This is a genomic window from Polynucleobacter sp. UK-Gri1-W3, from assembly GCF_018881595.1.
GTDB lineage: Bacteria > Pseudomonadota > Gammaproteobacteria > Burkholderiales > Burkholderiaceae > Polynucleobacter.
Genome location: NZ_JACVQA010000014.1, coordinates 80,017 through 93,544, shown reverse-complemented (window position 1 = coordinate 93,544; position 13,528 = coordinate 80,017). Strand labels below are relative to the sequence as shown.

The 13,528-nt window shown below is 46.4% G+C and carries 9 protein-coding genes; 5 read left to right on the top strand and 4 right to left on the bottom strand.

Annotated elements, in window-relative coordinates:
* From ICN36_RS11650 to trxA, 4 genes are all read right to left on the bottom strand, one after another.
* Positions 1-1,719 carry a glycosyltransferase family 39 protein gene (locus ICN36_RS11650; RefSeq protein ID WP_216228513.1) on the bottom strand — a complete coding sequence of 573 codons (1,719 nt, stop codon included), beginning with the start codon at positions 1,717-1,719 and terminating at the stop codon, positions 1-3.
* Positions 1,720-1,808: 89 nt separating this feature from the next.
* A complete protein-coding gene (locus ICN36_RS11645; RefSeq protein ID WP_068948267.1) occupies positions 1,809-2,156 on the bottom strand; it encodes a type B 50S ribosomal protein L31 in 348 nt (115 codons plus the stop codon).
* A 200-nt stretch (positions 2,157-2,356) separates the two neighbouring features.
* Positions 2,357-3,619 carry a transcription termination factor Rho gene (gene rho, locus ICN36_RS11640; RefSeq protein ID WP_011903147.1) on the bottom strand — a complete coding sequence of 421 codons (1,263 nt, stop codon included), beginning with the start codon at positions 3,617-3,619 and terminating at the stop codon, positions 2,357-2,359.
* Between the two features lie 254 nt (positions 3,620-3,873).
* Positions 3,874-4,200, bottom strand: coding sequence for a thioredoxin TrxA (gene trxA, locus ICN36_RS11635; protein WP_062309025.1), 327 nt, complete (start codon positions 4,198-4,200; stop codon positions 3,874-3,876).
* Between the two features lie 110 nt (positions 4,201-4,310).
* Here trxA and ICN36_RS11630 point away from each other — a divergent pair, with 110 nt between their 5' ends.
* From ICN36_RS11630 to ICN36_RS11610, 5 genes are all read left to right on the top strand, one after another.
* Positions 4,311-7,295, top strand: a complete 2,985-nt coding sequence (locus ICN36_RS11630) for a PD-(D/E)XK nuclease family protein (protein WP_216228512.1) — start codon at positions 4,311-4,313, stop codon at positions 7,293-7,295.
* Positions 7,292-10,825 (top strand): UvrD-helicase domain-containing protein, encoded by a 3,534-nt coding sequence (locus ICN36_RS11625; RefSeq protein ID WP_370623505.1) that lies wholly within the window; start codon positions 7,292-7,294, stop codon positions 10,823-10,825. The genes ICN36_RS11630 and ICN36_RS11625 overlap by 4 nt, the downstream gene beginning before the upstream one ends.
* A gap of 53 nt (positions 10,826-10,878) precedes the next feature.
* The gene (locus tag ICN36_RS11620; protein WP_216228511.1) at positions 10,879-11,382 is read left to right on the top strand and encodes a DUF1993 family protein; all 504 of its coding nucleotides are present in this window, start codon (positions 10,879-10,881) and stop codon (positions 11,380-11,382) included.
* Positions 11,383-11,663: 281 nt separating this feature from the next.
* Entirely contained in the window at positions 11,664-12,164 is a 501-nt protein-coding gene (locus tag ICN36_RS11615) for a LexA family transcriptional regulator (protein WP_216228510.1), read from the top strand.
* A gap of 1 nt (position 12,165) precedes the next feature.
* A complete protein-coding gene (locus tag ICN36_RS11610) occupies positions 12,166-13,482 on the top strand; it encodes a Y-family DNA polymerase (RefSeq protein WP_216228509.1) in 1,317 nt (438 codons plus the stop codon).
* The last annotated feature ends 46 nt before the right edge of the window (positions 13,483-13,528 follow it).

Genomic DNA, 13,528 nt, shown 5'->3' with positions numbered 1-13,528 from the left:
TTATTCCGGGATAACTTCGTAGAGGCGCAGACGTTCGTCACGGTCAGCTGCGCGACGATCTTCCCAAAGCAGGGTTAGCTTTTTATTATTCAGCTGAGCGTATGCTTTTGCTTCAGATTGGCTGTGGGTCAGCATCCAAGGGCAATTGGGGTCATCACGTAAGTTCAGCTTAGAGAAGTATTCAAAAGAGGCTAGCTGCGCAGATCCTAAGTTGCTCGTGTCTATACAGCCACCACCAGTTGGAACTACTTGAGCCAATCGCGCAGAAACCTGACGATAGGTTTTGGCATAGTTAATAGTTGGTAGCCATAAAGTCATCAGAAGTACCCACATCAATGTAGTGCCGGATGCTGAGATGATGAGGCAGCGCCAAATTTCTTTTGGTGCGCGTGAAGTTCTCCAGCGCACAACTGATAACCATATGCCCGTAATCGCAAGCGCTACGATAAAAGCAAGCACATTAAATTGACTCTCAAATCCAGGGAGTAGGCGTGCAATATTGGCCGCGGTGGATTCTGGATACCCAGTTACTTTAGCCAGCCAAATAATCCAAATAGCTAAAGCAATCAGCGTAAAGCTGAACATCGCAAACCAATCAATAAAGCTAATAACACTACGCTTAAGCACTGGCAAACTAAATGCAGCAATGATCGAAAGGCTTGGAATCAAAATCATTAAGTCATGTTCGTTTGCTTCTAGGCGGAACAGCACATAAATTAAGCTACCAATAAACAAACTCAATGGGATGGCTAGATGTGGAGCGCGCCATGCACCTGCCTCCTTAACTCGACCCCAATGTGCGAGGGAGACTATGGCGAGAGGCCAGACAGGCCAGGCGTATGCCCAAAAGTTCACACTCAAGAAACCAAGCGATTCGATGGATGGAGTGGCGCGCATTTCTGGCATATTGCGCCAGCCTTCTTCGGCAATGTGTCGCCATTGCACGGGTAGATCGGACGCATACCAAATGAGCGGCCAAATTGCAAAACCAATTAATCCTAAAACAGTGCTCGTCAGTGTCCAACGAAAACGCAACTTCGCATTGCTAGCAATTACTGCAATGATGGTGGAGCTGACAATGATGAGGCTTAGCGTGAGATTGCTTGATAACGCTACGATCGCAATACCAAGGCCAGTCCATAAGCCGCCTTGCCAAGGTTTATCTAAACCGCGAACAGTGCCGTACAGGACAATACTGATGCCCATCAATTGCGCCATCATGGGCGTAGTTTCATGTGCGCGCTGAGCGAGACCTACACATGCCAAGAAAATGAGCAGCGCACCATCAGCCAATGTCATGCCGTAGCTCTTCATGTCGGGCTGACCGCCAACAGCTAATGCCATTGGCTGAACTTCACGACGCCGTCCTAATAAATAGGTGGCGTACCAAATCGCCAGTGCGGCAGCGAAGAAGCAAATAGCTGCATATAAACGTGCAGCATTCGCAGCGCCAATGAATGGGCCAAACCATTTAATCAATGTGGCACCCATCCAATATGGCAAAGGCGTGCCAAGCGAGATGTCGCGTCCAGCTAGGTGCGGAACAATCCAATCAATGGAGTTGCCGCGAAAGAGGGTCCACATACCACCAAAGCCAATTGCATCTTCGTTCTTCCAGGGGTCCCGAAAGAAGAGGCCAGCAAAACCATAAATCAGGGTCAACGCAAAAATAACAATGCGCGGAATTGATTTAGTGGCGGCGGCAGTAAGTTTGACCATGTGTGAAGTTCAAAATAAAAAAGGCAGCAAACGCTGCCTTGATTATCTCGCAGAGCAGGTATTTAACATACCCTGCGAATAGAAGTGGATTAAGCCTTCTTCTTAGCTGGCTTTTCAGCAGCTTTAGCTTCTGCAGCAGCAGCTTTTTTCTCAGCTGTTTTAGCAGCGCCATCACCGGAAGCTTTAGCAACAGCTTTAGTTCCGAATTTCTGACGGAATTTCTCAACACGACCAGCGGTATCCATAATTTTCTGGGTACCAGTGTAGAAAGGGTGTGATTCAGATGAAGTCTCAATCTTGGCCAATGGGTATTCATTGCCATCTTCCCACTTGATTGTCTCTTTAGTAGACATAGTGGAGCGAGTCTTGAAGCTGAAGTTATTGGAAACGTCTACAAAGACGATTTCACGATATTCGGGGTGAATGCCAGGTTTCATGTTGAGTCCTATGAGCGGGTAGCCGTTTGAGCCAAATTGGCTGAAATACTTTCCCAGGTTGTAAAAGCAGCCACAGAAGTAGCAAAAGCGAAATTATGCCATGAAATCAACAACAAAGCGCTCTTAAGGTGTGCAAAAGGGGCTAAAAAGCCCCCATTTGCAGTAATTCTGGATTTAGATGCCCTCTGGGGGCTCCTAAATTAGCCTCCGCGACGCATTAAGTCGAAGAATTCACCATTGTTTTTGGTGGATTTGAGCTTATCGACGATGAAGTTCATCGCCTCGATATCGTCCATATCTGCCAGCAATTTACGCAATACCCAGATCTTCTGGAGATTCTCAGCTTTAACCAAGAGCTCCTCACGGCGGGTACCAGACTTATTAAGGTTAATAGATGGGTAAACACGGCGTTCAGCCAAACGACGCTCAAGGTGAACTTCCATATTGCCAGTACCTTTGAACTCTTCATAGATGAGGTCATCCATGCGGCTACCAGTTTCAATCAATGCAGTAGCGATAATGGTTAATGAACCACCTTCTTCGATATTACGAGCGGCACCGAAGAAACGTTTAGGACGCTGCAATGCATTGGCATCCACACCACCAGAGAGTACTTTGCCTGATGAAGGAACAACGGTGTTGTATGCGCGAGCAAGACGAGTAATCGAGTCAAGCAAGATAATCACATCTTTACCCATCTCCACTAGGCGCTTAGCTTTTTCAATCACCATCTCAGCAACTTGAACGTGACGCACTGCTGGCTCATCAAAGGTAGAGGCAACTACTTCACCGCGAACAGAACGTTGCATCTCAGTAACTTCTTCTGGACGCTCATCAACGAGCAGTACGATCAAAATTGCTTCAGGATTATTGGCTGCAATTGCATGAGCAATGTGCTGCATCATCACGGTCTTACCGGATTTTGGTGAAGCCACGATCAAGCCACGTTGGCCGTAACCAATTGGGGAGATCATATCGATGATGCGGCCGGTAAGGTTCTCTTCGGCCTTGATATCGCGCTCTAAGCTGATTACACGATTTGGGTGTAACGGCGTTAAGTTTTCGAACATGATGCGGTTCTTAAGAGCTTCTGGAGCCAAACCGTTGATCTTGTCTACTTTGACTAATGCAAAGTAACGCTCACCATCTTTAGGGGTACGTACTTCACCTTCAACGCTATCACCAGTGTGTAAGTTAAAGCGACGGATCTGCGCAGGGGAAATATAAATATCGTCTGGGGAAGCCATGTAAGAGGCTTCAGGAGAGCGCAAGAAACCAAAGCCGTCAGGCAATACTTCCAAAGTGCCATCGCCGAAAACAGTTTCACCAGCCTTCGCACGTTTTTTCAGAATGGCAAACATCAATTCTTGTTTGCGCATCCGTTGAGTATTTTCAATCTCCAAGCTAGCTGCCATTTCGAGCAGAGCGGATACGTGGAGGACTTTGAGTTCAGTTAATTGCATGTGGTTCTCGGGTGTTGATAAATATAAATTTGAATGGGGGAATATGTTTTAGGGTATCGCTGCGCTGATTTAGATCACGCAGATATGGAAAAACAGAATTTTGGAATTTGCTAAAAGAAGGGGGAGGTAAATTGCTGAAAATCGGAGCACTGATTAGTGCGTTTGAGTAATACTACACCAAAAAAAGGGTGTGACAAGCGTTTAAAGCGGTAAAAACCACAGGCTCAGCGGGTGAGCCTGTGGTCTGAGACTATTTACAGATGACTATCAATAAAAGCAGTCAACTGGGATTTGGCCAAAGCGCCTACTTTTTGAGCAGCCACGGTGCCATTTTTGAAGAGGATCAGGGTAGGAATGCCGCGAATATTGAACTGGGCAGGAACGCCTTGGTTCTCATCTACGTTCATTTTTGCGATCTGAATCTTGTCGCCATACTCGCCAGCAAGCTCTTCCAGGATCGGACCAATCATTTTGCAAGGACCGCACCACTCAGCCCAAAAATCGAGCAAAACAGGTTTATCGGACTTGAGGACGTCTTGTTCGAAAGAGGCGTCAGTTACATATTTAATGCCGGCACTCATGAAAATTCCTTATTTAGACCTATTTAGTAAGTTATTTAATTATGTCGTTACAACGCTTATATTAGCAATAAGCGGAACGTTCTGCTCAAAATAGATAAATTACCCAATTAATGTCCCAGTCGTTCCCCATTCTTTCTGACCAAAAGCAGCCTCAGGCTTGGGCAATTACGCCCAATAGCCAAGCACTTGCTCAATTGGCAAAAGGCATTTGGGATTGTGCAGTGCAAACTAATCAGCGCCCTTTAGTAGTGCTAAGTACTGCGGGGCCACTTATTGGGGTGAGGGCAGCTCTTGAACTAAACCGTCCAAAAGATCTGCCCAGCAATATCGCCTTCTTGCCTCAAGTGATCAGCTTTACAGATTGGCTGGAGGCTGCACCAGGCGCATGGAAGTTTCCAAAGAAGCAAAGTGATTTGGAAAGATGGTTAGGTGTCTATGCCACATTGCGTAAACATAAAAGTTTGCAGGCATGGTTTAAGGCTGAAACTGAATCTGGTGCATGGGGTTTGGCGCAAGCGATCGTAAAGGCGTGCGACACCTTATCAACAGCAGTGAGCCCACAGCTGCAAAAACAGATTCATGAATGCATTCAACACAATCAAAACCAACCAAGCAATCTTGGCGAAATCTGTCTTAGCCAAGCGCAAGCGTTATTAGATAGCACTGTTGCTAAAGTCTATTCAGGAATGGCTCGCAAGGTAGTTGATCAAGAGACTAAGGTCTTGCTCGAGTTTTGGCGCTATACAGCGAGCGTGAGTGATCCAGCATTTCGTAATCAGTTTGCAATGGCTGCACACCTGAATGCTATTGAAACTGCAAAAAGGGTAAATCAAGCAAGGCCATTAATATGGGTTGAAACTGCCGACCCAACTCCAATTGATCAGGAGATCATAGGTAGGTTGCTTAATGAGTATGCCCAGCATGCGCCAACCGTAGAAGCCAAAATGGATTGGTGTGACGTGGGCTTATGGTCTGAGTGTATTGCCTCGGAAAACTCTGAGCGGGCGCAGGTTCAGGCGCTAGCAAACACAAAGCAAGCCCAAAATGAAGGCTGGCGACTCATTGCCGCTAAACGTTTTGAAGAATTAGCATGGGCTGCTGCCAAAACTATTGAGAAACATCTCATTGATGGCAAAACCAATTTAGCACTAGTTGCGCAAGATCGTTTGGTGGCAAGAAGGGCGCGTGCACTACTTTCACGATTTGGGCCATCACTTAATATCCGCGATGAAACCGGTTGGAAGTTATCTACTACGCGTGCCGCTGCTGCACTGAATAGCTGGTTAGAGCTCATTAAGGCGCCCAAAGATGGTCCGAGCGCGAAGACTTTGCTCGAGTTTTTGCAAAACCCATTTTTAGATCTTGGCAAGATTCTGAATCGAGATAAACAAGAGTGCATTGGATTGATTGCAGGGCTTGAAGACATCTTGGTTGCTAGTAAGGCAGAGTCTGGCTGGAAAACTTTCCACTTAGCCATTGAAGGCGCTCAAGATAACGCTGCAAAAACTTCAAGTGCGCTGCCAAGTGCTGCATTGTTTGAGTTATTACAGTTTGTCAGAGAGCGTCATCATGAGTGGATGACCCTCAAGGTTGATTGCAACAAGGCTTATAGTCAGCTGCAGGCCAATCTGCAGGCCACTGGTATGGCTCAAAACCTTGAGAAAGACTCGGCTGGTAAGCAGCTGCTGGAAGTTCTCAAGACATTCGATTTAAATAAGACACAACATCAGGAAGTGCCCATTCGTTTGAGTGAGTGGTTGAGCTTGCTGAAGACCGTTATTGAGGGTGCTAGCTATCAAGAGGTAGGCAAAGAAGCTAAAGCCACGCTGAGTATTCTGCCGTTGAGCTCTACGCGTATGCGTGATTTTGAGGCAGTAGTATTTGTGGGCTGTGATGAGCAGCAGCTACCGGCTTATTCAGAGCCACCATTATTTTTCTCGGATGCACTCAATCAACTATTAAAGACGTCAACGATAGCAATGCAGTTTGTACAGCAAGCTAAAGATCTTTCACAACTGCTAGTGTCATGTCCTAATGTGGATTTACTCTGGCAAAGCAAAAGTAATAATGGCGAGCCATTGAGGCCCTCCGCTTGGATTCAGCGATTACAAAATCAAATTGAGTGGGAAGTAATTCCGGCTCAACTTAAAAAACGTGCTTTTGAACCAAAGCCAATGGGGATGGCGGTTGCGCATTTTGAAGAAGATCTACCGATGCCGCTATCAATGAGCCCCAGCGCCTATAAGGCTCTACGAGATTGCCCATATCGTTACTATGTGCGCAGTCTATTGGGCTTACGCAAGAATAAAGAGTTCGATGAAGGCTTTGATGCCTCCTTAGCAGGGCAAACCTTGCACAAACTGCTGAAGCGTTTCTACCAAGCACTTAAAACTCACGAACATACCAATCCGTCAATTAAGGACGACGCAAATCAGAGGCGCGCCTGGATGGAGAAAAGCTTAAGCATTTATTCAGAGCAAGAGTTTGCTGCTTTGATTGAGGGTGACGCTAGAGTCATGGGCGCATTAAGAGATTGGCAAAAACAAATTCCCAGTTTTGTAGAGTGGCAATTGCAACGTGAGCTAGCGGGTTGGCAATACTATGATGGTGAGGTCAAGGTTGGCTTTGATCTGCCATTTAAGGATGCCGATGGTGATCTAAAAATGATTCGTATTGAAGGTTATGCCGATCGATATGACGTCAATGTAGACAACTGCAAACTTGCATCGGTAATTGACTACAAAAATCAACGCTTCGAGAGAGTCAAAGTAAGGGCCGAACATGTCTTGGATGATCCTCAGCTCTTGATCTATGCCAGGGCTGCCAATGAAGGCCAAGAAAGCCATAAGTTAACGGGACATCAAGTCACTCAAGCTGAATGGGTGGCCTTAAAGGCAGATATCTTCAAGGGTGAACAAAAGGCTACGCGCAGTCAAGAGGTAGTAGATATGCCAGAAATGATGCAACTCTTCTCTGAGCAAATCACAGAAGATGTGGAGCAGCTTTGGGCTAAAAAGCCAATGCAAGCATTTGCGCCTGAAGGGGTCTGTCAATACTGTGAAGCAAGGGGTATTTGCAGGAAGGGGATCTGGTGAGTGATCACATGAGCGCGTTCCCAAGCAAACAAGCTTACTCAGAAAAGCTGGCCTGTGATCCGCAGCGCTCAGTGATTGTTTCTGCTTGCGCGGGAAGCGGCAAGACATGGTTGCTAGTTGCGCGGCTGGTACGGCTGTTGCTCGATGATGTGAAGCCACAAGAAATCCTCGCGCTAACGTTTACGCGAAAAGCAGCGCAAGAAATGCGTGACCGCTTATATGGATTACTGGAACAATTTTCTAAAAGTGATGATGCCTCTTTGATCAAAGAGCTCACCGCTAGAGGAATGGAAAAAGAGCAGGCTGAAAAGCGCCTGCCTAAAGCCAAAGCACTGTATGAGCAAGTACTTGCAAACCCACAGCCGATCGTGATCGATACCTTTCATGGCTGGTTTGGCAGATTACTAGGTGCGGCCCCAGTTTCGCTGGGTGTTCAGCCAGGCTTCAAGCTACGCGAAGATGCTAAGCGACTGCAAGAAGAGTGCCTTGATGATTGGTGGGGTGATCTCTCGCCAGAGCTCAAAGCCCATTACGACGTCTTACTCAAATACTTGGGCTCACATGAGGCGCAAAAACTCTTAATGGGTAAAAGCAGTCTCTTTAAGCAAAGAGGGGCATGGACTTTCTTTGCAAAGAAATGCAATCAAACCGGAATCACTCCAATAGAGCGTCTAAAGCAATCCTTGCATAAGTTAAGCTTACCTAATCCATTGCTAGCTCCGTGGAATGCGCCTAATGCGCTAGACGATCTACAGTTCTTAGCGCGCTGTTTTCAAAATAGTAGCGTAAAAGATAGCGATCTTCTGCAATATCTGTTGCCTGCCATTGCCTGCAAAGAGCGTGCTGGTGATGTGATGGAGGTCGCAAGCAACTTTCAAACGACTTTCTTAACTAAAGATCTCAAATATCGTAGTGGTAACGATAAGCCTTTGGGTGAGGCTAAAAAATATCTCGAGAAAATAGGTGAGCCTCATCGTATTGATGAGTTCATCGCTATTAAGCAAGATTGGGGCCACGCTTTTGAGGAATACCTTCTCTGGCAAGCGGAGAAAGATGTCTTTGCCATCAATGAGGCTTGGTTTGCTCTGAGTCAATCAATGATGGCACACGCCAACGCCCAAAAAGAGAATATGCGCGTGCGTGATTTTGATGATTTAGAAGTTGGCGTTAGCTTATTAATGGGAGAGCCTGAGCATACGGCATATCTTCAGTCTCGTCTGGATGCAAAGTACAAGCAAATATTGGTAGATGAGTTTCAAGACACCAACCCATTGCAGTGGCAAATTCTGCGAGCTTGGTTAGCGGGCTATAGCGAAGGTGATGAGCGGCCAAAAGTATTTATTGTGGGCGATCCTAAGCAGTCAATCTATCGCTTTCGCCGTGCCGATCCTCGATTGTTTGTAAGTGCGGCGCAGTTTTTGCACCAACACCATGATGCCGCTTACATTGAGCAGGACAAAACGCGCCGCAACGCTCCTGAAATTAACAAGTCAGTTAATAGAATCTTTCAGGGTGAGCAAGTACCCCCTGATTACCCATATTCAGAGCAACAAACACTATGGTCCACCCCAGATGAGGGTAAGCCAGCCGACGCTTATGCTGGGCAAGGCGAGATTTATTTGCTGCCATTGATTGCCTATGCAGAGCAGACACAGGAGTTGCGAGAGGGTAGTGCATTTGATGGAGCGATTGCCGATTCAAGTGAAACAGTTGGAGTAATTCAGCGTCAGCATGAGGGCGAGTTGGTTGCACGCCTGATTCAAGAAGTTATCGCCACACGCAAGGTCGCCGATAAAGAAGGTGGTAAGGAAATTTGGCGTGAGGCTAGAGCAAGCGATTTTCTATTGCTAGTAAAGCGTCGTAAATACTTGCCTCAATATGAAAGAGCTCTACGTGATGTAAAGCTTGCTTACGAAAGTCCACGCCTTGGTGGCTTACTCAATACTCTTGAGGTCGATGATCTAATTGCTTTGCTTGCTGTATTGGTAACACCTCGGCATGATTTACCGCTAGCCCAGGTTCTTAGAAGCCCCATTTTTGGTTTTGCGGAAAAACAAATGCAGCAATTGGCTGTAGCAATGACCTCTGGTCAATACCGTTCTTGGTGGGATGCGTTGCAGGATAGTCAGGATGCAAAGCTACAAGGAGCTGCGCATTATCTCCAGCATTGGCACCTATTGGGTGAGCGCTTGCCAGTTCATGACCTACTTGATCGTATTTACCAAGAAGGTGATGTGCGACTTAAATATGCCGTAGTCTGTCAGGAATTGGACCGTCCACAGGTATTGGCGAACTTAGATGCATTCCTAGAGGTGGCACTCAATCAAGATGGTGGGCAATACCCAAGCTTGAGTCGTTTTATTCAGGAGATGAATACCAAGCGCCGTGGTGATGATGATGAAACGCCCGACGAAGGTGACGTCGATGCGGCTAGCGATGACAACTTGGTTGAAGTGGATCAAGAGAGCGAGATGTCAGAGGAGGATCGCCATAAGCGCGTGCGCCTAATGACGATTCATGGTGCTAAAGGACTGGAATCGCCATTTGTCATCATTCTCGATGCTAACAATACTGATACTAATGTGGACTATAGCGGTGTCTTAATTGATTGGGCGCCTCAAGAAGAGAGTCCATCCCATTTATCCCTATTTACTTCTAAAACATTGACTACCCCCCGCGCCGAAATCAATGAGGCTGAGAAACAAATCGGTGAAAAAGAAAACTGGAACCTGCTTTACGTCGCAATGACTCGCGCACGTCAAGGTCTATGGATTAGTGGTGATGCCCAAAAGCCTACTGCCAATAATCCTAGTGGCTTGGATAAGACTTCTTGGTATGGCAAAGCAAGCAAGGCTGAGTTGCCTGTGTATCAGGTAGGCGAGCAATTAGTGGCTACAGAGGGGTCTGAGGCGATTAAACCTACGCAAGAAAATGCAGTCGAGGATTTTGTCTTGGATTGGGGCTATGCGCAAGAAAGTCATATGCAAATGCTGTCTAACATTGAGAGCGGTGTGACGGTTGAAGTATTTGCAAGTGAAGATGAGCAAGCCAGAAATTCCGATCCAGAAATCTTGGAAGAGGGTGCAAACTTCCATAGGCTGCTCGAGTTCCTCACCCCAGATTCTAGTAATGAAGTAAAGCCACCTATGCCAAGCGAGCAAGAGCTTATGAATTGGCTTGTTGTAGATCAAGAGCATGCGAAAACATTACTCTCTCGCACCAAAACAGTCTTAGATGCTCTAGAGCTCAAACGCTACCTGACATCAGGTGAATGGCTGCAAGCTTGGAATGAGCTCGATATCGCTAGTGAAGATGGCAAGAGCTATCGCATGGATCGCTTAGTAGAGTTTGGCGACCATCTGGCCATCATTGATTACAAACTCACTATCCCAGAGGTGGGTAGCGAGAAGTATGAAAAGTACCGCAAGCAATTACAGGGCTACCAAGCTGAACTCACGCGCATCAGAAAAGACAAGCCAAACAAGGCCTATTTGATTTCATCTAAGGGCGAAATCAAAGAGATCCAGTAAACTGGCCTGAGTAGCACACTAATCCTGCTTCATATTTCTTCTTAGGAAACTCCATGGCAATTTCAATGTACCAAGCGTCAATCCCACAACTGACAAAGATGCTCACCAATCTTTCAAATATCCTCAAAAAGGGTGAAGCGTTTGCAATTGCTAAGGGCCTTGATAGCAAAACGTTGGTAGAGGGTCGTCTTGCTCCAGATATGTTTCCGCTAACCAAGCAAGTTCAAATCGCCTGTGATCAGGTGAAAAATGGCATGGCACGTATAGCTGGCGTTGAGCCGCTTAAATTTGAAGATAACGAGGAAACTTTTGCGGACCTCCAGGAACGCATCGCCAAAACAATCGCATTTGCCAATAGCCTCAAGCCAGAGCAAATTGATGGCACGGAAGCAAAAGAAATTAAGTTCTCTATTAAAGAATGGAATTTTGAGTTTGTCGGCGAGCAATATCTGCTGACTTGGATCATTCCTAATTTCTATTTCCATGTGACTACTGCTTATGACATTCTGCGTCATAACGGGGTAGAGGTTGGGAAGACGGATTACTTGGGCGGCTAAGCAGCCTTTACAATAGGTCTATGGAATATTTTTCACAAATCATTAATGAGGTAAATCCTTGGCTTTACCGAGTCAGTATTTACCTATCCAATGCTTTTCTGGATGATCCTGCGATTCTGGCATTTGCTTTTTGCTAAGACAGAAAGTAGGCGCCCAATAAAAAACCACCGCATGTTCGGTGGTTTTTTATTGCCTAAATATTAGGCAAATAGCCCCAAAACAACAAAAATAGCCTTATTTCTGCGGTTTTTACATATACTGTATAAACATACAGTATATTAATGACTATGACGCAAGTAATGAACCCCGCAAAAGTAACTCTTAGCCAGGCACCACAAGCCTTGGCAGGCCATTTTGCCGCCTATGAGCTCAAGCTCCTCAGTCACCGGATTTCAGCTGGATTCCCTAGCCCAGCGGCAGATTACGCCGAAGACGGCCTCGATCTGAACCATTACCTCGTCCAAAACAAGCCAGCCACCTTCATGTTCACCGTGAAGGGGGATTCGATGCTGGGCGCAGGGATTTGTGATGGCGACAAAGTCGTCGTTGATAAAGCCCTCAAGCCAAAACATAAAGATATTGTGGTTGCCGTAGTGGATAGCGAGTACACCATCAAGCGCCTCTACCAACTACGTGGCCGCATCGAGCTACAACCAGAAAATGCTAACTATCAACCCATCACCTTTAACGAAGGCAGCGAGTTACAAATCTGGGGTGTAGTGGTTGGAGTAGTGCGCAAGTACAGCAATGCTAGCGGCAGATACAACAAAGAGGGGAAGTGAGATGAACTCCAATTTACCAACCATATCAACTCCACTCTTCGCACTCGTGGATGTAAACAACTTCTACGTTTCTTGTGAGCGTGTGTTTCAGCCCAAGTTAGAAGAAGTGCCGATGGTGGTGCTCTCCAATAACGATGGTTGTGCCGTTGCGCGTAGCGCTGAAGTCAAGGCGCTTGGCGTGAAGATGGGAACACCTTGGTTTCAGATGAAGGACTTGGCTAAGAAGCATGGTATTCAGGCTTACTCATCTAATTACACCCTGTATGGCGACATGAGTAGTCGTGTAGTCCAAGTGCTCAGGGCGTTCACGCCCAATCTAGAGGTTTACAGCATCGATGAGAGTTTCTTGCAAATCGAGACTGTCTTAAAACAGTATCAAGACACTATCGAACTAGGCCAGAAGATCAAGCAGCAAGTTAAAGACACCACCGGCTTACCAGTCTGTGTGGGTATTGGCGCTAGCAAGACCTTGGCTAAGCTGGCTAATCACTTGGCTAAGAAGCACAAGCAGTTCGTTGGTGTATGTGATGTCAATGCCATGGCAAAAGAAGAGCTCTATCAGTGGATGAGTGAGACCGAAGTGGGTGAGGTATGGGGTGTTGGTAAACAAATCGCCAAGAAACTCAAAGCTCAAAATATTCTGAGCGTGTTTGATCTTTTGCAAGCTTCACCACAAGCCATGCGTCAACAGTTTGGTGTGGTGATGGAGCGCCTTTGTTATGAGTTACACGGCACATCTTGTTTGCAGCTAGAAGAAGTGGCTCCGGCCAAACAACAGATTATTGCCTCGCGTAGTTTTGGTAAGTTAGTGACTAGCCAGGTGGAGCTTGCTGAATCTGTTGCCACCCATGTAGCGCGTGCAGCTGAAAAACTCAGAACCCAAAACAGCACTACGGGCGCGCTTACGGTATTTATTCAGACTAATCCGTTTAAGCAAAATGAACCGCAGCATCACCAAAGCGTCACGATTCCATTGGCAGACCCAACAGACAACACGTTGACCTTAACGAATGCAGCGCTAGCAGGCCTCAAACAGATTTATCAAGCGAACTTCCGTTACAAGAAAGCCGGCGTCATTCTCAATCTGATTAGCGATAAGCCAACAGCCCAGCAATCCTTGTTTGATGATATCGAGACTAAAGGCAAGTCCGCTCATTTAATGAAAGCAGTAGATGAGATCAATACCCGCTTTGGTAATGCGGTGATCAGATCTGCAGCGGCAGGAACCAATGGCGCAAAACAAGAGTGGCAGATGAGATCGAACAATAGATCACCAAATTACACGACGCGCTGGGATGAGCTTCCAGTAGCTAGATAAAGAATTCAGTAATAAACCAATTAATCAGTAAATAACAAGCAACAAC

Excerpts from the sequence above, each read along its gene's own strand:
- ICN36_RS11610 (WP_216228509.1), top strand. The coding sequence starts at position 12,166 with ATGAACTCCAATTTACCAACCATATCAACTCCACTCTTCGCACTCGTG.
- ICN36_RS11645 (WP_068948267.1), bottom strand. The coding sequence starts at position 2,156 with ATGAAACCTGGCATTCACCCCGAATATCGTGAAATCGTCTTTGTAGAC.
- ICN36_RS11650 (WP_216228513.1), bottom strand. The coding sequence starts at position 1,719 with ATGGTCAAACTTACTGCCGCCGCCACTAAATCAATTCCGCGCATTGTT.
- ICN36_RS11630 (WP_216228512.1), top strand. The coding sequence starts at position 4,311 with ATGTCCCAGTCGTTCCCCATTCTTTCTGACCAAAAGCAGCCTCAGGCT.
- trxA (WP_062309025.1), bottom strand. The coding sequence starts at position 4,200 with ATGAGTGCCGGCATTAAATATGTAACTGACGCCTCTTTCGAACAAGAC.
- rho (WP_011903147.1), bottom strand. The coding sequence starts at position 3,619 with ATGCAATTAACTGAACTCAAAGTCCTCCACGTATCCGCTCTGCTCGAA.
- ICN36_RS11620 (WP_216228511.1), top strand. The coding sequence starts at position 10,879 with ATGGCAATTTCAATGTACCAAGCGTCAATCCCACAACTGACAAAGATG.
- ICN36_RS11615 (WP_216228510.1), top strand. The coding sequence starts at position 11,664 with ATGACTATGACGCAAGTAATGAACCCCGCAAAAGTAACTCTTAGCCAG.